Source organism: Streptomyces sp. RB17, from assembly GCF_009604455.1.
Classification (GTDB): Bacteria; Actinomycetota; Actinomycetes; order Streptomycetales; family Streptomycetaceae; genus Streptomyces.
Map to the genome: position 1 here is coordinate 226,853 of NZ_WEGL01000006.1, position 18,394 is coordinate 245,246.

Below are 18,394 nucleotides of genomic sequence, written 5' to 3' on the forward strand. Positions count from 1 at the left end.
TCCCGGAAGCAGAAGCCGCAAGCCGGGCAACCGGCTTGCGCTCCTTCGTAGGGGTCTTCCACTCGTCACGAGGTGGAGGACGTCAACCGACATACAGGCGGAGCAGGTCCTCTTCCGTCTCCCGGCGGACGATGACACGGGCCACTCCGTCGCGGACCGCGACCACCGGCGGGCGGGGAATCATGTTGTAGTTGCCGGCCGCGGAGCGCTGGTACGCCCCCGAGCAGGGCATCGCGATCAGATCGCCGGGGCGGACGTCCCGGGGCAGATCGATGCCGTCGGCGAGGATGTCGCCGGTCTCGCAGTGCTTGCCCACGACGGTGAAGTCTCCCGGGGCGGCGACGCTCGCGCGCGAGGCCAGGACCGCCGTGTACGCCGCGCCATAGGTGGCCGGTCTCGGGTTGTCGCTCATGCCGCCGTCGACACTCACATAACGGCCCTTCACCGTGCCCACCTCGTAGACGGCGACGGTCGTGGCGGCGACGATCGACCGGCCCGGTTCCAGCGCGAGGCGCACGTCGTCCGGCACCGCCGCGCGCAGGACCTCGGCGAGGTCGGCGGGAGCGGGGGCGTCTTTCTCGCCGGGCAGATAGGGGACACCGAGGCCGCCGCCCAGGTCGAGCTTGTCGATCGTGACGCCGTGCTCGCGCTCCACCGTACGCAGGAACGCCACCATCCGTTCGGCCGCGGTGCGGAACGAGCCCAGGTCGAAGATCTGCGAGCCGATGTGCGAGTGCAGCCCGACCAGGTCCAGCGCCGGCTCCGCCACCACCCTGCGGACCGCCTCCGCCGCCCCACCGGAAGCCATCGACAGACCGAACTTCGTCCGCTCGCCTCCGGTAGCCCACGAGGCGTGGGTGTCGGCCTCCACCCCGGGCTTCACGCGGACCATGACGGCCTGCCGGACCCCGCGCCCGCGCGCGGCCCGCGCGACTCGGTCCAGCTCGTGGAACGAGTCGAGCACGAAGCATCCGACGCCCCACTCGACGGCGCGCCGGATCTCGGCGACGGATTTGTTGTTGCCATGGAAGACGACCCGCCCAGGGGGCATGTTGCCGCGGCGTGCCACGGCCAGCTCGCCGCCGCTGCACACGTCAAGGGACAGCCCCAGCTCCCGCAGCCAGCCGACCACGGCCGGAGCCAGGAATGCCTTGCCGCCGTAGTGGATATCGGCGTCCGGGAACGCGGCAGTCCAGGCGGCGCACCGTGCGCGGAAATCGTCCTCGTCGAGCACGTAGACCGGCGTGCCGTACGTCCTCGCCAGTTCTGTGACACCGATTCCGCCGATTCGGAGCTCACCGTCGGTCCAACGCGCGCTCAGGGGCCACACCTGGTCCACCACACTGTTGCTAGCCATGCCGCCGAAACTAGGCACACAGCGCGCCCGGACCGAGGAAGCCTCAAGGAAGTGGATGCTCAGGCACGCTTCTGTCACGCGGGCCCGCGTCGAGGTGCACTACGTGACACACTCTGGGTCGGAGAAGCCCGGCTTTCTTCGGTGAGTACGACACCAGAAGGTTCTTGGTCTGCTGGTGGTATGGGCGTCACGCCTCGCTGACCTGTGTAAAACGTGGCCACGTGTGGCTCGTTGGAGCCGTCGGCCCGGGAATGGTCCGGAACTTGTCCTCGGCGAGATCGGCCTGGTCATCTGTTGCCGCCGCACCCCTCGGCTCGAGGACGGCTCCAAGCGGATGTGTTGGCCCGCCCTGTGCTAGGGCGAGGTGGGCAGGTGCGGGGAGCGGAGCACGAGCAGGGTGATCTCGCTGGGGGCGAAGACGCGGAACGGCGGGCCCCAGAAGCCGGTGCCGCGGCTGGTGTAGAGGAGGGTGCGGGCGCCGTGGTGGCTGAGGCCGGCGAGGGCGGGCTGGTCGATGCGGACCAGGTGGTGGAAGGGCCAGATCTGGCCGCCGTGGGTGTGACCGGAGAGCTGGAGGTCGATGCCGTCGGCTGCCGCCCGGTCGACGAACTTGGGCTGGTGTGCCAGGAGCAGGACGGGCAGGTCGGGGTCGGCGCCTTTCAAAGCTCCGGCGAGGTGGGCGCGGTGGCCCGCCAGGCCGGAGGACTCGGCGGTGACGTCGTCCACGCCGGCGACCACGAGGCTGTCGCCTCCGCGTTCGAGCAGCAGATGGCGGTTGCGCAGCGGCTCCCAGCCCAGCTCGTCCATCAGGTCGACCCAGCCCTGGGCCTCGCTGTAGTACTCGTGGTTGCCGGTGACGTATACACGGGCCCGGGTGGCCCGCACGGTACTGAGGGGGGCGGCCTGGGCGCGGCGGCGCTCGGCCGTGCCGTCCGCGATGTCGCCGGTGTGGCAGACCAGGTCGGCTTCCAGGGTGTTCACCGTCTCGCATACCCGCGCCGACCAGCGGGCGCGATCGAGCGGGCCGTAGTGGGTGTCGGTGATGAGGACGACGCGAAGGCCGTCCAGCCCGGCACCCAGTCGCGGGAGTTGCACGTCGAGTCGGCGCACGCGAGGCACGCGGCGGGCCTCGGCGTACCCCCAGCCGAGCAGTACGGCGGTTACGCCGAGGACGGCCCAAGTGACGATTCGGGCCCGGTCCTGGCTCTCGCCGACGCCGGCCACGGTCAGGGCGAGCCGCAACAGGACGCCGAGCAGAACGGACCAGGTGAACAGGACCCAGCTGGTGCCCAGCAGGGTGTCACCGATGATCGCCGCCCGGTCCTGCTGGCGCCGGCCGTGGCCGCGCACCATCGCGAGCGGCATACCGATGAGGCCGAGGGCGAACAGGGCGGTGCCGACCAGCGTGACGGGCAGCGGCCAGTGCTGGCCGCTGTGCAGGAGAACCCAGCAGGGCACGGCCCACAGCAGAACGGGGGCGATCAGGGGGATGTAGCGCATCAGGCGGTGCAGTCGGCTCTGCCGCGGCGCTCGCGCTTCACCGTCGGCGGGTCGGATGTTGCTGGTGGCGGTCACGTTTCCCCTCCCTGACCAGGCTGCCGTCTCGCGCACTGTATCCGGTCACCCTCGAGCCGGCCGGACCGGCGTTCATGGACGCGGCCCCTTCGAGCGCGCCCCGGCGGGACGATGGCCCAAGCCGATGATGGCGAGTACCGGCCTCACTGAAGCCGGTCAATGCGCCCCCGCAACAGGCTTTGTAAGATCGCCGGCCGCCGGGATCCGTGCCCCACGGTCGTACCAAGCCGGACCATACGAAACGCCGCCGAGCATCATCGAGTGCGGCTGTCAGGTCCGACGCGGTTGGTCCGATCTTGGAATGATCCACACAGATGTCCAGATGCTACGCCGCGCCACTGACAGTCAGCCACGGCTTTGAGGTCCGATGATCAGTCCCGCGGGCAGGGGAGTTGAGGGTTGGATGGAGGGTCATCATCCGCTGCCATGAGGGATCACCGGCGGTGCGATGGTCCAGGCGGGTGTGTGGCAGTACATGCGCCGGCTGGTGGCCGACGAGCGGTGGCAGTGGCGAGGGTGACCCCAACCGAGGCTTCGGCACGTAGGCGTCGGTTATTGCCGCCCAAAGTTGGCTTGCGTCGCTGGGACGGTGGGCTTGCTGCAACCGCAGTTGCCGAGCCGGCCGGCGCCGGCGCCGGACGCCGCCCTTGAGTCGCTGCTCGCGGATCCGGCCGCGGGCCCCGATGGCCGAGCGGGCCCGCGCGCACGGAAGGTCGGACGTGGCGGAGAGGCTGGTCGACATGATCGTCTCCGCCGCGTCCGGCTGACGCCCGGGGAGGGGCAGGGCAGGTGGCGTTCGGAGCTGCGGTCGATGAGTTCGGCGACGGCGGCGAAGGCGGCGCTGTCGTGGCGACAGGGATCCGGCATGTCCTGCCCGTCCAGGTACAGGTGCAGGTGCAGCTTGCCTAGTGGCAGGGCCGGCCATGCCGTGCGGCGAGGCGAGGGCCCCAGCGACCATGGCGAGCACGCTGTCGGCTATGGACGAGCCGTTCCGCGTCGACGGACGGCTCGGTGGCCGGTCAGGTCGTAGCCGCGCGCGGCGGCCTGCACGATGGGATCGGGCACCAGCTCGCACAGGACGCTTCCTGGGCGAGGGTGCGGCAGTGGACGACGTCCTTGGTGCCCTGCCGGCTGCTGGGCTTGACGACGAGCAGGCCCTGCGGTGCCTCGTCGAAGGCGGCGGGCGGGACCATGCGTGGAGGACGCCGTTCGGCCCGTGGTTGTACCGGGACGGATTCATTTGGAGCCCGCGCAGTGGCGTAGGGAGCCGTGTTGATTGCGGAGGGTAGCTCCGGTGGCGGGGTGCCGGGAGCGCAACGATGCCTCCAGGCAACCGACTTCCGGCTGTGGAAGAGGCCAAGTTTCTTGGGGCTGTGGCTTGGACGGGTCTTCGCCTCGTTCCTTGATGGATGCTCGGCACCGATAAGCGAAACTCTTGCCCGGGGTGGCCGCCCGGCAGCATGCAGCGGTCGGCCCCTGCGGCGACCGCTCGAGCTTCCGGCCGGGGAAAGGCACTGGCCAACACCGCCCTGCAAGCTGGAGCTCTTACGCTGCTGGCGCAGGGCAGCAATCCGCCGGCCGTGGCCGCAGAGCGGTGGCCACCCGGCCACCCGCTCCGAGTCATACGGTCCCACCTGGCACAGGTTGTAAACACTGTCCGTGAGCGTCCAGCCAGTCCAAGATGAGCGCGTAATGCCAGGTCAGAGCATTGTGGTCGCGGGGAGTCGACGCAGTCGGTGATAGGCGTGTGAGAGCGGCGTTCGACGAGGAGCCCCGCAGATGCGGCCCGGCGTGGCTTCTGAGTAGGTGGGTTGAAGCGTCCGTCGTGGGCACCGTTGCACTCGGGTTCTCCTCTCTCGAGTACCCGCAGCAAGGACGCGGCGCCGACACGATTCTCACGGCCGATGCGCAGCATGCGATCCGGGAACTCTTCGCGGCCGACCAGGACGTACTCAGTTCAGGAGATGCCCGTGGTCCGGGCATCTCAGCCCGTGGCGTCGCCCCGCTCGGCTCGCAGGGCGTCCCGATGGGCCGCGGGCCCCCGGCCGAACCAGCGCTGGCAGGATCGGCTGAGCACGCTCTGCTCGGTGTAGCCCAGCTCGTGGGCCAGCTGTGTCAGGCTCATGCCCGTGTCGCGGAGGTAGTGCTGGGCGACCTCTGCACGAACCTGCTCCACCAGACCCGCGAACGTCGTACCCTCGGCCGCCAGCCGGCGCTGGAGCGTCTTCGGGTGCACGGCGAGCTGATCCGCGACCAGGTTCATCGCAAGGGCGCCCGTCGGCAGCAGCTGTCGCACGAGCTCACGGACCGGGCCTGTCAGCCCGTGGCCTCGGGTGGTGATGATGCTGTCGAGGTAGTGCACCAGCGCCTGGTGGGCGAGATGGTCGTAGTTGAGCTCCCGGCCCAGGTCGGCCGTGCGCAGTACCAAGCCGGCTCGCCGCTGGGCGAACAGGACGGTACAGGAGAAGTACTCGCGATAATCGGCCTCGTCGGTGAGCGGGTCGTGCGGAAGGTGAACCTGGAGCGGGTGGTAGTCGCTTCCCATGAGGAAGCGGAAGACCTGGAGCGCGATTCCGAGTGACAGCTCCGTTACCTGGGCCAGCGGAGGCAGTCCCTCCGTGAGTACCCGGAATTCGAGGAACGTGCGCTCGGACCTTGGCAACGTCTCGACCGTCACCTCGATGGCCGGGCCGTACGCGGCGAGGTAGGTCTTGAAGGTTTCCAATGCCGCACTCATCGTCGGGGCGGTCCGCGCAGCCACCCCGACCGGCCCGAAGATCTCGATGCCCTGGCGCAGGGCGAGCCGTCGTCCGAAGTCGAGGTCGCCGGTGGCTCGAGACGCCGCATTCAGGGCGAGCACCAGGCTGCGATAGGTGATGAAGACCTCGTATTTGCCCTCGTCCTCGGAACGGACACCGGCGGAGCGGAGGATCGGCAGCGGGTCGGCCCCCCGCTCGGCGGCAAGCTCGGAGAAGTTGAGCAGACAGGTGCTCCGAATCATGGCCATGTCCTGAACTGTCAAAGAGTTGTCCTCTGCTGTCAAGACCACAGGGGTGGCGTTCCTGGAGGGTTGCGGCATTCCCGAGCCAGATTCGAATCCGAGGTGCAGTTATGTCCGAAGCGCAGCGCGGCGCAGCGGTGGTCATCCGTGGCGGCACCGTCTTCGACGGTACGGCCGATGCCCCTGGGCGGACGGCGGACGTCCTGGTGCGTGACGGCAGGGTCGAGCGGATCGGTGAGATCCGGGAGATTCCCGAGGGTGCCGAGGTGGTGGACGCCAAGGGCTGCTGGGTCACCCCGGGCTTCATCGACCTGCACACGCACTACGACGCCGAGCTGGAGGTGTCGCCGGGCCTCACCGAGTCGGTGCGCCACGGCATCACCACCGTGCTGGTCGGCAGCTGTGGCCTGTCCTTCGCGGTGGGCACGCCCGAGGACCTGGCCGACCAGTTCTGCCGGGTCGAGGCGATTCCCCGGTCGACCGTGCTGCCGATGCTGGAGCGGGTCAAGCGCTGGGACACCCCGACCGCGTACGTCGAGCACCTGCGGGACTCGGCGATCGGCCCGAACGTCACCAGCATGCTCGGCCACAACGCCGTACGCGCCCATGTGATGGGTCTGGGACGCAGTCTGGACGAGAAGATCAAGCCGACCGAGCACGAGGTCGGTACGATGCTCGGGCTGCTGCACGAGTCGCTCGACGCCGGCTACCTGGGCATGTCCTTCAACACCCTGCCGTGGGACAAGGTCGACGGCGACCGCTACCGCAGCAGGCCGATGCCCTCGGTACACGCGGACTGGCGCGAGTACCGCAGCTTCACCAAGGTGCTGCGCGAGCGCGACGCCATCTGGCAGGTCGTGCCCAATCTGCAGAACCGCCTCAACTTCCTGCCGATCATGCTGCACAGCGGCGGCTTCCGGCGGAAGCCCATGAAGACCATGATGATCTCCATGGTGGACTCCCGGGCCTTCCGTGCGTACTACAAGATCGCCGGACACCTGTCCCAGGGCATCAACAAGCTGTACGGCGGCAACATCCGCTTCCAGTCCCTGCCCAACCCCTTCGACCTGTGGGTGGACGGCCTGGAGGTCCCCATCATCGAGGAGCTCGGTGCCGGCACCGAAGCGCTGCACGAGACCGATCCGGACAAGCGCAAGGCCATGATGTACGACCCGGCCTTCCGCAGGAAGTTCAGCCGCCAGTGGCACAACCCCTTCGCCGGCCGCGCCTACCACCGCAAACTCAGTGAGCCGAAGATCGTCAACTGCCCGGACCCGTCCCTGATCGGCAAGACCTTCGCTGAGGTGGCCGCCGAGCGCGGCGTCAAGCCCTTCGACGCCTTCCTCGACCTGCAGGGCGAGTACGGCAACGACCTGCGCTGGTACACCGTGCTCGGCAACGACCGCCCCGACCAGCTGGCCTGGATCGCCAACCACCCCTCGGTGCTCATGGGCTTCTCCGACGCCGGCGCCCACCTGCGCAACATGGGCTTCTACAACTTCCCGCTGCGCCTGTTCAAGCTGGTCCGCGACCGCGCTGCCGAGGGGAAGCCGGTCATGTCCACGGAGCGGGCCGTGCACCGGGTCACCGGTGAGATCGCCGACTACCTGGGTATCGACGCCGGCTACCTCGCCGAGGGCCGTCGCGCTGACCTGGTCGTGGTGGACCCGGCCGGGCTCACCGACGAGGTCGACCAGGCGCACGAGGAGCCGATGGAGGGCTTCGACGGCATGGAGCGCCTGGTGCGGCGCAACGACGCCGCGGTGCGCGCCGTGTACGTGAACGGCCGGCTCGCCTGGGACGGCAGGCAGCCCGGCCGCGGTTTCGGTAGCGAGCGAGGCTTCGGGACATTCCTTCCGGCCACTGGCACGGCCTGACCGACTTTCGGGAGGTGGCGGTGCGGGCCGCGGAACGTGCGTCTCCGGGGCCCGCACCGCCCGTACCCCCAGCATGGCTCCACAGTTGCTGACCTGGAGTTTCGCTGGATGATCAGCCAGCTTGGAGGTGCTCATTGATCAAGCCTGCGACGGCCTGCCGACGATCGATCCGCGCTGTGAGCAGCCGCTGGGCTCGTGCCCGTGTCGGCGGCACGGCATCACGCTGATCCTCTGCGCTCTGGCCTGCCTGGCCCTGCCGGCCTTCCACACGGCCCTCACCGTGGTCCTGCTGCTGGGGTTCGGGCCCGCCGGGTTGATTTCGGGCTCGCCGGGTTGATGGGGAGCGTCGCGGCGATCACGGTCGCGGAACTCGCGCCCGGTCGGCGCCGTGGCGGCGCCCTGGGCCCGATGGACGCGGGGGTGACCACCGCCGGACTGATCGCGCCGACGCCGACCGGCCACCTGGTCGACACCCAGGGCGCGGCCGGTTACGGGCACGCCGTGCACCTCACCGGAGCCCTGTTCCTGCTCGGTGGTGCTGCCGCCGTCCTGATGATCGACGCCGCACGTGACGCGCGCCGTCTGGTCGAGTGACCCACCCCCGTTTCCGACCGCACCAGTTCGCCACCGCCAAGGAGTGAAGTGAACACCCCCACCCTCGACACCGCCGCCCTCGACCGTGTCCTGTGCGCACTGCGTGCGAACGCCCAGTCGTGGGCAGATGCGCCGCTCGCGGAGCGGATCGGCCTGCTGGAGCGGCTCCTGCCGCGGATCGCCGACGGCGCGGCCGAGCTGGCCGCGGTCGGCGCCCGTGCCAAGGGATATGGCCCCGACTCCCCTTGGGCTGCCGAGGACTGGGCCGGCGGGCCCTGGGCGCTGGCCCAGAATGTCAGCGCTCGTCTGCATGTGCTGCGGCGGATCGCCGATGGCCGCGACCCGCTGCCCGCCGGGGCGGTGCGGGAGCAGGACGGCCGGACCTGGGTGGATGTCTTCCCGGCCATCGGCTGGGACCGGTTGCTGCTGGGCGGCTATTCGGCCCAGGTCCGGATCCGTCCTGGTACCACGGCTGAGCAGGTACGGGAGCGGGCGGCCGGACAGTACTGCGGCCGCGCCGAGATCCCCGGCCTCGCCCTGGTCCTGGGCGCGGGGAACGTCGCCGCGCTGACCGCGGCCGACATCCTCCACAAGCTGTACGCCGAGGGCCAGGTCGTCGTCGCCAAGATGAACCCGGTCAACGCCTATCTGCGCCCCCACTTCGAGCGGATCTTCATCGAGTTCATCGAGCGGGGCTGGGTGCGGTTCGTCGACGGCGGCTCCGCCGAGGGCGCCTACCTCACCACCCACGACGGCGTGGACACCATCCACATCACCGGCAGCGAGCGCACCCACGACGCCATCGTCTGGGGCACCGACGAGCAGGCCGAGCAGCGCCGCCGCAGCGACACCCCGCTGATCGACAAGCCGTTCACCAGCGAGCTGGGCGGCGTCAGCCCCTGCATCGTGGTGCCCGGGGAGTGGAGCGCGGCCGACTTCCGCTACCAGGCCGAGCACATCGTCACCAGCAAGATGAACAACTCCGGCCACAACTGCATCGCCAGCCAGATCCTGGTGCTGCCCCGCTCCTGGGACGGCACCGAGCGGCTGCTGGAGGAGATCCGCACGGTGCTGCGCGCCCTCCCCGCCCGCACCGACTACTACCCCGGCGCGGAGCAGCGCCTCGCCGCGGTCCGCCAGGCGCACCCGGAGGCCGAGAACCACGCCGACGGCTGCCGGCTGCTCGTACCCGACATCACCGACCACAACGACGTGCTGCTCACCGGCGAGGTGTTCGCCAGCGCGCTGGGCGTGGTCCGTCTGCCCGGCGGTACCCCGGCCACATTCCTGCGCCACGCCGTGGACTTTGCCAATGACACCCTGCCCGGCACCCTGGGGGCCACGCTGATCGTCCACCCGGCCACCGAGAAGGCCCATCCCGAGGCGGTCGGGTCGGCCATCTCCGGGCTGCGGTATGGAACCCTCGGCGTCAATACCTGGTCCGCCCTCGGCTTCCTGCTGGGCTACACGCCCTGGGGCGCCCACCCGGGGCACACCCAGCAGGACATCGGCAGCGGCATCGGCTTCGTCAACAACGCCTACATGCTCGAGGACATCGAGAAGACCGTGCTGCGCGCCCCCTTCGCCCCCACGCCGCGCGGGCTGTTCACCGGCTCGCCGTCGCTGTCGCCGCGCCCGCCGTACTTCGTCACCAACCGCGCCGGCGTCACCACCCTCGAACGGCTCACCCGCTTCACGACCGCGCCCGGCATCGCCCAGCTCCCCGCCATCTTCGCCTCCGCCCTCCGAGGCTGACCCGTGCGGCCTCCCGATGAACCTCAACGACTTCCTGATCCGTGCCGCCGCCGACCACGGGCACCGTCGCGCGGTCGAACTCGGAGACCACGGGCTCACCTACACGGAGCTGGACGCCCTGGCCGGCCGTACCTCGCGTTCCTCGCCGCACGCGGCGTCGCCCCCGGCGACCGGGTGGGCCTGATGCTGCCTGACCCGACTGAGTTCCCCGTCCTGTAGCCGGTGCCGTCGTGGTGCCGATGAACCCCATGCTCAAGGCACGCGAGATCGTCCACCAGGTGGCGGGACTCCGGTATGGCCCTGCTGCTCGCCTGGGCTTGACTCTGTCGGGGTTCTTGGGGCGGTCGACGTCAGCTCCCGGGGGTTCGCCAGGACTTCGACCGGTGGATTCCATGTTGGTCCAGGAAGTCCTGGAAGGCCGTCGGTCGCCGTGGCGGGTGTGTTTCGCCGGCCAGCATGCCGTGTCCGTGGACGAGTTCGTTGACGGTGCTCTCCACTCCTGAGCGGACCGAGTAGCGGGCCTTTCAGTCAGGAGTCTGCTGCTCGGCGCGGACCCGGACGTGCAGGTCGCGGAGTTCTCGCGGAGGGAAGCTCAGGTTCCGGGCTCTCTGGTGGGAGGTGGTGCACCGAGTGCAGACCGGGCAGGGCCGGCACTGGCCCTTGGTGAACCGGGCCTCGGTCAGCGGCCGCGGTGGGTGAAGAGGTCGGGTAAGGGCCTTGCCAAGCCCGCACAGTTCGCGGCGACGCGACCATGCACGGCTGATGCCCCGCCCGGCGTTCTTGCGCCCGCACGGGCCGCGGTCCCTTGTCCGCCCTTGACCGACCCATGAGTGGGCGTTCCGATCGTGCCGCAGGTTGTGCGGCGGCACCGCCAGGGGATGTCGGTGCCGGATAGGGCTCCAGTGGTTCGGGACCGCCGACCTCATGAGCGCGACGGCCAGGTCGGGATCGACCGGCGCGTTCGGCGCGCACCATCGGCACGGACCCCCTCCGCGCCTGATGTACGAGTAGCGCTCCTTGACCTCCCTGCCGCACGGCACGTGCCGGCAGCGCCATGGGGGTGTCGCCGTGGGATACAGCTCCAGCGGTTCCAGGCCGGCCGAGCGCATCAACGCCACCGCCTCCTCCGGGGGTATCGGCGCCGTGCCTGAGCAGTACCGGCAGCCGCCCTGCCTGCCCGCAGCAATGTTGCCCAGCCGCGGTGTCACTTCTCTCCCGCACGCTTCATGGCGGCAGCGCCAGGGCTTATCACTTCCTGGACAGGGCTCCAGTGGTTCGAGTCCGGCATCCCGCATAATCAGCACTGGATCACGTGGATCCTTCCGTGGACGTCCCGTCCCACCCGGCCTCCTCCTGCAGTGCCCGATATCCGGGGTGAGCGTCGCACGCGGCACTGGCTACGGCCTTGTTCACGTCCAGAGCTTGGGGCGGGCTTCCTCGCGGCAGCCCTCCTGCAAGCTGCTGTCTTCTTCGTGGCGTTCGGTGTCGGCAGCTCATGGACGTCGGCAGGCCCGTTCTCACCGCGAGGAGCCTTTGTCGCGATCCGGATTCGTTCAGGGCGGCCATGAGGGAAGAGCTCCCCCGGTGCTGTCCGCGGTTCGGGCGCGGCCTACGGGTATCGGCGGGTCGCTGCGCTCGTGAGCGGGCAGCTCGTGGGGTGATGTCCTTCGGCACCATTTGGTCCGCGACTGGTCCGGGAGAGACTCCCTTGGATGTCAGACAGCAGCGCGAAGACTCCAATTAATTACAGAGTGTAGCCGTTTTTTCAGGTTGCCTGGAGCGCAACGACGCCTCCAGGCAACCGACTTCAGGCTCTAGAAGAACCCAAGCTTCTTGGGGCTGTAGGAGCAAAGAAGGTTCTTCGTCTGCTGGTAGTGCTCCAGCATCATCTTGTGCGTCTCACGGCCGATTCCGGACTGCTTGTAGCCGCCGAACGCCGCGTGCGCGGGGTAGGCGTGGTAGCAGTTGGTCCACACCCGGCCCGCCTGGATCGCGCGGCCCGCGCGGTAGGCGGTGTTGGCGTCCCGGGTCCACACGCCCGCGCCGAGGCCGTACAGCGTGTCGTTGGCGATCTTGATGGCGTCATCGAAGTCGTCGAAGGAGGCCACCGAGACGACCGGGCCGAAGATCTCCTCCTGGAAGATCCGCATGCGGTTGTCGCCCTCGAACACGGTCGGCTGGACGTAGTAGCCGCCCTTGAGTTCGCCGTCGTACTCGATGCGCTCGCCGCCGGTGAGGACCTTCGCGCCCTCCTGCCGGCCGATGTCCAGGTAGGAGAGGATCTTCTCCAGCTGGTCGTTGGAGGCCTGGGCGCCGATCATCGTGTCCGTGTCGAGCGGGTGGCCCGGCTTGATCTGCCGGGTGCGTTCGACCGCCGCCTGGAGGAACTCCGCGTAGTGGCCGCGCTGGATCAGTGCCCGGGACGGGCAGGTGCAGACCTCGCCCTGGTTCAGCGCGAACATGGTGAAGCCCTCGAGCGCCTTGTCGCGGAAGTCGTCGTCGTGCGCCCACACGTCGTCGAAGAAGATGTTCGGGGACTTGCCGCCGAGTTCGAGGGTGACCGGCTTGATGTTCTCCGAGGCGTACTGCATGATCAGCCGCCCGGTCGTGGTCTCCCCGGTGAACGCCACCTTCGCCACGCGCGGACTGGACGCCAGCGGCTTGCCCGCCTCCACGCCGAAGCCGTTGACGATGTTCAGCACACCGGGCGGCAGCAGGTCCGCGATCAGGCCGACCCAGTAGTGGATGGAGGCCGGGGTCTGCTCGGCCGGCTTGAGGACGACCGCGTTGCCCGCGGCGAGCGCCGGCGCCAGCTTCCACGCCGCCATCAGGATCGGGAAGTTCCACGGGATGATCTGCGCGACGACCCCGAGCGGCTCGTGGAAGTGGTACGCCACCGTGTCGTCGTCGATCTCGCCGAGCGACCCCTCCTGCGCACGGATCGCGCCCGCGAAGTAACGGAAGTGGTCGATCGCCAGTGGGATGTCGGCCGCCAGCGTCTCCCGGACCGGCTTGCCGTTCTCCCAGCTCTCCGCGACCGCGAGTGCTTCGAGGTTGGCCGCCATGCGGTCGGCGATCTTCAGCAGGATGTCGCTGCGTTCCGCCACCGGCGTACGGCCCCACGCCGGCGCGGCCTCGTGCGCCGCGTCCAGCGCCCGCTCGACGTCCTCCGCGGTGCCGCGCGCGATCTCGGTGAACGGCTGCCCGTTGACCGGCGACGGATTCTCGAAGTACTGCCCGCGCAGCGGCGGCACGTACTCCCCGCCGATGAAATGGTCGTAACGCGCCTGGTAGGAGACGATCGCGCCCTCGGTGCCCGGCGCCGCGTAACGAGTCATGCTGGTCTGCCTCCCGGTGCAGCGCTGCCCGCCGTTGGGCAGCTCTCGGGCGCGAGGCTAGGCGGGCGGACGTTGCAACCACGTTGCGCCGCGGGCCCGCCCCGGCGTCCGGCCGACCGGTGCCGTCAGCTCGGCCTCCAGTGCGGCAAGCCGCGACCGCACCGGCGCCGTGGGCCGCACCGCGGCCAGCGCCCGCCACACCTCCAGGTCGTCCTCGCCCCACGGCGCGTGCGCCCAGTCCGCCAGCAGATCCGGGTCGCCGTGCGCGACGAGTGCGGTCCGCAGCCCGTCGGCGAGGCGGCTGCGCAGCCGTACGATCGCCGGCGCCTGCGAACCGGGCAGCAGCGGACCGGTGTACGCCTCCGCCGCCGCCGTGACCGCGCCCGCCCTGAGCCGCCGCTCCACCACGGTGACGTCCGACTCGACCGCGGCCGCCAGCCGGTACGGCCGCGAGGCGAGCAGACCGGAACCCAACAGCCTGCGCAGCCGGGCCAGTTCGGCACGCAGCGTCACCGGCGTCACCGACTCGTCCGCGTACAGCGCGCACAGCAGCTCGTCACCGCTCAGCCCCTCGGGATGCCGGGCCAGCAGCACGAGGATCTCGCTGTGCCGACGGCTGAGCCGGATCCGGCTGCCGTCCAGGACGAGCTCGGCCTCGTCCCGGCCCAGCGCGCCGAGCAGCGGCGTGTCCACCGCGCTCCCCGGTGGATCGAGCAGCGCGAGCTGCGCCTCCGCCGCCCGCGCCACCGCCTGTACGAACCCGAGGCTGTGCGGATGCGCCAGCCCGTCCCCGCCGGTGATGTCCACGGCGCCCAGAACCTGCCCGGTGCGCGGATCGTGTACCGGTGCCGCGGCACACGTCCACGGCTGGACCCGCCGTATGAAGTGTTCCGCGGCGAACACCTGCACCGGCCGGTCCACGGCGACCGCGGTCCCCGGCGCGTTCGTGCCGACCGCGCTCTCCGACCAGCGCGCCCCCGGTACGAAATTCATCCCGTCCGCCCGGCGCCGGGTCGCGGGGTGTCCCTCGACCCACAGCAGCCTGCCGTGCGCGTCGCACACCGCCAGCAGATGCTCGCCGTCGGCGGCGAACGTGCCGAGCAGCTCCCGGAACAGCGGCATCACCCTCGCCAGCGGGTGCTCGGCCCGGTACGCGCCGAGGTCGCCGTCGGTCAGCTCCACGCTGGCCGTGCCGTCCGGCCCGACACCGGCCCGCGCGCTGCGCCGCCACGACTCGGCCACCACCGACCGCACCGGGCGCGGCACCGTGCCCGCCGTGGTGAACGTCTCGTGCGCCCGGCGCAGCACACGGACCCGCTCGGCGGGGTCGGCCCCCGGCTCCAGGGCCACCCACGGATCGGTCAAGTCGGCCTCCCCGGACGGTGAAACAGTGACGTCGGTCCCGCGACCATCGTCTTCCCGCTAGGCGAAGTTGACCAGCCTCAGGTAGCGGACCCAGTCCCAGTACGGGCCCGGATCGGTGTGATCGGTGCCGGGCACCTGGTAGTGGCCGATGATGTGCTCCCTGTCCTTCGGGAGGCCGTACTTCTCGCAGATCGCCGCCGTGAGCCTCGCCGACTGCTCGTAGAGGGCGTCGGTGAAGTAGGACGGCTGGTCCACCCACCCTTCGTGCTCGATGCCGATGCTGCGGGTGTTGTAGTCCCAGTCGCCCGCGTGCCAGGCGATGTCGGCCTCGTGCACACACTGCGCGACATGCCCGTCCGCCGAGCGGACCAGATAGTGCGCGGACACCTTCTTCTCCGGATTGCCGAAGATCGCCAGCGCGTTGGCGTACGTCTCCTGCGTGACGTGGATGATCACGCGGTCGATGGCGTAGCGGCCGGGACGGTCGGACGCGGTGTAGTTGGAGGGACTCGCAGGCTGCCATTCGGCGGGCGGGTAGTCGACGGCCCCGGCCCGCGCACCGGCGCGTGGCTCGGGGAGCAGGGCGTAGGGGACGGCGGCGAGCGCGGCGCCCTTCAGCAGCCGTCGTCTGCTCAGGCGCGGCTTGCCCTGGCCCGCCGGTAGCACCGGATCTCTTCGCTGTGCAGGTCCAACCGGATCCATGTCCATGCCCATCGGCGGGTGCCTTTCGGAGTGTGGGGGGCGTCAGGAGTTGTGGGGGTGTGTGGGGGCAGCCACGAGTCGGGAGCGCGTGTCCGGGGGCGCGGCCGCTGTCAGCCCCGCAGCGCCCGCGCGGTTTCCCTCAGCCGCGCGTGCACGCCCCGGTACGTCTCGCGGGCCGGGAGCCACTCCTTGCGGAGCTTGGCCACGCATGTGTAGTTCGTGTCGCACACGTTGGCCAACGGGGATTCCACTGCCTGGGTTGCGAATTGGTACGCGTCCGGCTCACTGAACCCGTAGTCGCGCGCCAGCCACTGCACCAGGTCGAGCTGCGATATCCGGAACGCGTCCTCCAGCGGGCGCGCCGAGCCGGTCGAGATGATGTGGGTGTCCGACTCCAGGCGGGGCCACGGTGTGGCGACGTCCTTGAGGAGCTCGACGACCACCACGGTGTTCATCGCACACTCCACGGCCACGCCGCAGGTCTCGCCCTCGCCCTGCCGTGCGTGCCCGTCGCCCAGGCTGAGCAGGGCGCCCTCGACGTTGACGCCCAGATAGCAGGTGACGCCGGCCCGCATCTCGGGGGTGTCCATGTTCCCGCCGTGCGCGTCCGGCACCAGGGCCGAGCGCACCTCGAGATTGGCGGGGGCCACGCCCACCGTGCCGTGCATGGGGTCCATGGGCAGCTCCACCTCGATGTCGCTGTCCTGGGCCTGGAAGAGGGCGGTGCGCCGGGCTCGGTCCAGCTGCCAGATCCAGACGCGTTCCGGCAGCGGGGGCTGCAGGCCGGCCGTGGTGTGCGTGGAGGTGAGGGCGCCGAAGAGCGGGACCGTCGTCGACGCCGCCCAGTCGCGGGCCGGTTCGATGGACACGAAGTGCACGGCCACGGTGTCGCCGGGTGCGGCGCCCTCGATGTGGAAGGGGCCTGTCTGCGGATTCAGGAACGGGAACTCGCAGACCTCGGAGACGAGGTCCTTCTCGGAGCGCACCCGGCCGGCGAAGCAGTCCTCCGTGTACAGGTCGAGAACCGTGCCGGGCGCGATCCGCGCCACAGGCGGCGCACCGCCGAACGTCCAGGCGAATTCGTCCGGTTCCGGGCGCACGGTGAGGATGCGAGGGTCGGTCATCGTGGAGGTGGTCCCTTCTGGACGAAGGCGGTGGGGAGCTTGCGGACGGGGCGCCCGCGGGTCACCGGGGCACGGTCCCGTCGTGCCGTGGCCCGGCCGGGTCGTACGCGTCGAGGTGCACCCGAGCGGTCTCGGCTATGCGCTCGGGGTGACGCCGTATCAGCAGGAGCAGCACCACCACGCCGGCCGCCATCCAGATGCCGACGATCGGGCCGGCGTAGGACACCGGGGCCGTCAGTTCGGTGACGAAGTCGAAGACCGGAAGACCGGCGGCCGTCAGCAGGGCGGGGACGAAGGCCGCGATGCCGAGCACCGGGAACAGCAGATGCCGTACCGGCTTGACGGCGGCCCGGCCGGACCGCAGGAAGTAGCCGGCGCAGGCGAGGTTCACGACGATGTAGACGCCGACGACGACCGTGACGATCACGGTGGCCAGCAGCAGGAACGCGGTCACGGGGTCGTAGCCGAAACCGAGTCCCAGGACCGCCCCGACCGCCACGAGGGTCTGCAGTGAGATACCGGCCACGGGGGAGCGGTGCCGGGGGTGGAGCGTGGCGAGCAGGCGGGGCAGGACCCGGACGCGGGCCAGGGCGAAGGCCGTACGGGTCGAGACGTTGGCGCACGCGTTGGCGTTGGCGATCGTGGAGTTGATCACTGCCAGGAAGACCAGCACCCAGAACAGGCCGAAGGATGCCCGGGCGACGCCGTCCCAGGAGGCCGCACCCGAGGCCCCGAACTTCGCGAAGCGGTCCGGGCCGAAGTAGACGGTCATCGCGTACGTCGTGATCACATAGAACAGGCCGATGCCCAGGGCCGCTCCGAGGACCGCCCGGTGCATCGTCCGCCGGGGGTCGCGTGTCTCCTCGGCGAGCGGCGCCGCGGCCTCGAATCCCGCGAACGCCAGCACCGTGTACACGGACCCGGCGAACACACCACTGATCCCGGCGTAACCGTCGGCGGTGTGCGAAGTGCCGAACACCGACAGGGTGTTGGCAACGCCCGCCTTGCCGATGAGCAGGACCGCGAACACCAGGAAGACGAGGATCTCGAAGACACCGAGGACGGTGCCGAAGCGGGCCGATGCCCGGACGCCCAGGTAACCGGCGACGGCGATGATGCCGGCGCCCGCCAGGGACCACGGCCACCACAGGTCCGCCGGGTACGAGGACCACTCCTCGTGCAGCGTGCCCGCCGCCGTGAAGCCCAGTTGGAGGAGCAGCAGCGGCGGGACCAGCATCTCCACGAAGACGTAACCCCAGCCGACGAGGAACCCGACCGCGGGGTGCAGCCCCCGCGCCGCATACGTGGCCACCGAGCCCGCGGACGGCAGCTCCCGGGCCAGCTCGGCCACGCAGGACGCGGTGAACAGACAGGCCACCAGGGCGATCAGCACCGCCAGCGGCAGGCTGCCGCCGGCGAAGGCGGCACCGGCCGGGATGGACGCGGCCACGGCGGCCGCCGGCGCCATCGCCGTGACGCTCTGGAACAGCACCTCGCGCAGCCCGACGGCGTCGCGCCGCAGCGCCCCGGTCCTCTCCTCCTGCATGTGTGTCCCCCGATGCCCGTCAGCCCACCGCCACCCGACGTGTGTGAAGTACCGTCAACCGTCCGGCCCCCGAGGACCTTGACGATCCGTCGGCCGTGCCTCGCGTGAATCACGGTACGGCGCGGGCGGGTTGGGCAGAAGAGCGCACACCGCATCCGTG

At 70.3% G+C, this 18,394-nt stretch carries 14 protein-coding genes; 5 read left to right on the forward strand and 9 right to left on the reverse strand.

Annotated elements, in window-relative coordinates; all coding sequences use genetic code 11:
* Positions 1 to 82 precede the first annotated feature (82 nt).
* From lysA to SRB17_RS26275, 4 genes are all read right to left on the reverse strand, one after another.
* Positions 83 to 1,357, reverse strand: coding sequence for a diaminopimelate decarboxylase (gene lysA, locus SRB17_RS26260; protein WP_153542620.1), 1,275 nt, complete (start codon positions 1,355 to 1,357; stop codon positions 83 to 85).
* Positions 1,358 to 1,711: 354 nt separating this feature from the next.
* Positions 1,712 to 2,932, reverse strand: a complete 1,221-nt coding sequence (locus SRB17_RS26265; protein WP_323376254.1) for a metallophosphoesterase — start codon at positions 2,930 to 2,932, stop codon at positions 1,712 to 1,714.
* A gap of 1,019 nt (positions 2,933 to 3,951) precedes the next feature.
* Positions 3,952 to 4,125: a hypothetical protein gene (locus SRB17_RS26270; RefSeq protein WP_153542621.1), complete on the reverse strand. Its 174-nt coding sequence runs from the start codon at positions 4,123 to 4,125 to the stop codon at positions 3,952 to 3,954.
* 791 nt (positions 4,126 to 4,916) lie between these two features.
* The gene (locus SRB17_RS26275) at positions 4,917 to 5,939 is read right to left on the reverse strand and encodes an AraC family transcriptional regulator (protein WP_153542622.1); all 1,023 of its coding nucleotides are present in this window, start codon (positions 5,937 to 5,939) and stop codon (positions 4,917 to 4,919) included.
* 104 nt (positions 5,940 to 6,043) lie between these two features.
* Here SRB17_RS26275 and SRB17_RS26280 point away from each other — a divergent pair, with 104 nt between their 5' ends.
* The 5 genes from SRB17_RS26280 (at position 6,044) to SRB17_RS26300 (ending at position 10,343) form a co-directional block, all read left to right on the forward strand.
* A complete protein-coding gene (locus tag SRB17_RS26280; protein ID WP_153542623.1) occupies positions 6,044 to 7,810 on the forward strand; it encodes an N-acyl-D-amino-acid deacylase family protein in 1,767 nt (588 codons plus the stop codon).
* Between the two features lie 121 nt (positions 7,811 to 7,931).
* Positions 7,932 to 8,147 carry a hypothetical protein gene (locus SRB17_RS26285; protein ID WP_153542624.1) on the forward strand — a complete coding sequence of 72 codons (216 nt, stop codon included), beginning with the start codon at positions 7,932 to 7,934 and terminating at the stop codon, positions 8,145 to 8,147.
* Complete coding sequence (locus SRB17_RS26290) at positions 8,147 to 8,404, forward strand: hypothetical protein (RefSeq protein WP_153542625.1); 258 nt, start codon at positions 8,147 to 8,149, stop codon at positions 8,402 to 8,404. The genes SRB17_RS26285 and SRB17_RS26290 overlap by 1 nt, the downstream gene beginning before the upstream one ends.
* 48 nt (positions 8,405 to 8,452) lie before the next feature.
* Positions 8,453 to 10,159 (forward strand): aldehyde dehydrogenase family protein, encoded by a 1,707-nt coding sequence (locus SRB17_RS26295; protein WP_323376255.1) that lies wholly within the window; start codon positions 8,453 to 8,455, stop codon positions 10,157 to 10,159.
* 16 nt (positions 10,160 to 10,175) lie between these two features.
* Positions 10,176 to 10,343: a hypothetical protein gene (locus SRB17_RS26300; RefSeq protein WP_153542626.1), complete on the forward strand. Its 168-nt coding sequence runs from the start codon at positions 10,176 to 10,178 to the stop codon at positions 10,341 to 10,343.
* 1,630 nt (positions 10,344 to 11,973) lie between these two features.
* Here the strand turns inward: SRB17_RS26300 and adh are convergent.
* From adh to SRB17_RS26325, 5 genes are all read right to left on the reverse strand, one after another.
* Positions 11,974 to 13,497 carry an aldehyde dehydrogenase gene (gene adh, locus SRB17_RS26305; protein WP_153542627.1) on the reverse strand — a complete coding sequence of 508 codons (1,524 nt, stop codon included), beginning with the start codon at positions 13,495 to 13,497 and terminating at the stop codon, positions 11,974 to 11,976.
* 57 nt (positions 13,498 to 13,554) lie between these two features.
* Complete coding sequence (locus SRB17_RS26310; RefSeq protein ID WP_153542628.1) at positions 13,555 to 14,862, reverse strand: GAF domain-containing protein; 1,308 nt, start codon at positions 14,860 to 14,862, stop codon at positions 13,555 to 13,557.
* A gap of 57 nt (positions 14,863 to 14,919) precedes the next feature.
* Positions 14,920 to 15,528, reverse strand: coding sequence for an N-acetylmuramoyl-L-alanine amidase (locus SRB17_RS26315; protein WP_323376256.1), 609 nt, complete (start codon positions 15,526 to 15,528; stop codon positions 14,920 to 14,922).
* 146 nt (positions 15,529 to 15,674) lie between these two features.
* A complete protein-coding gene (locus SRB17_RS26320; protein ID WP_153542630.1) occupies positions 15,675 to 16,688 on the reverse strand; it encodes an acetamidase/formamidase family protein in 1,014 nt (337 codons plus the stop codon).
* 61 nt (positions 16,689 to 16,749) lie between these two features.
* Positions 16,750 to 18,234, reverse strand: a complete 1,485-nt coding sequence (locus SRB17_RS26325; RefSeq protein WP_153542631.1) for an APC family permease — start codon at positions 18,232 to 18,234, stop codon at positions 16,750 to 16,752.
* Positions 18,235 to 18,394 lie beyond the last annotated feature (160 nt).

What these genes read in the sequence shown, in the direction of transcription:
- lysA (WP_153542620.1), bottom strand. Translation starts at nt 1,357, where the DNA reads ATGGCTAGCAACAGTGTGGTGGACCAGGTGTGGCCCCTGAGCGCGCGT.
- SRB17_RS26270 (WP_153542621.1), bottom strand. Translation starts at nt 4,125, where the DNA reads ATGGTCCCGCCCGCCGCCTTCGACGAGGCACCGCAGGGCCTGCTCGTC.
- SRB17_RS26275 (WP_153542622.1), bottom strand. Translation starts at nt 5,939, where the DNA reads ATGGCCATGATTCGGAGCACCTGTCTGCTCAACTTCTCCGAGCTTGCC.
- SRB17_RS26280 (WP_153542623.1), top strand. Translation starts at nt 6,044, where the DNA reads ATGTCCGAAGCGCAGCGCGGCGCAGCGGTGGTCATCCGTGGCGGCACC.
- SRB17_RS26290 (WP_153542625.1), top strand. Translation starts at nt 8,147, where the DNA reads ATGGGGAGCGTCGCGGCGATCACGGTCGCGGAACTCGCGCCCGGTCGG.
- SRB17_RS26300 (WP_153542626.1), top strand. Translation starts at nt 10,176, where the DNA reads ATGAACCTCAACGACTTCCTGATCCGTGCCGCCGCCGACCACGGGCAC.
- adh (WP_153542627.1), bottom strand. Translation starts at nt 13,497, where the DNA reads ATGACTCGTTACGCGGCGCCGGGCACCGAGGGCGCGATCGTCTCCTAC.
- SRB17_RS26320 (WP_153542630.1), bottom strand. Translation starts at nt 16,688, where the DNA reads ATGACCGACCCTCGCATCCTCACCGTGCGCCCGGAACCGGACGAATTC.
- SRB17_RS26325 (WP_153542631.1), bottom strand. Translation starts at nt 18,234, where the DNA reads ATGCAGGAGGAGAGGACCGGGGCGCTGCGGCGCGACGCCGTCGGGCTG.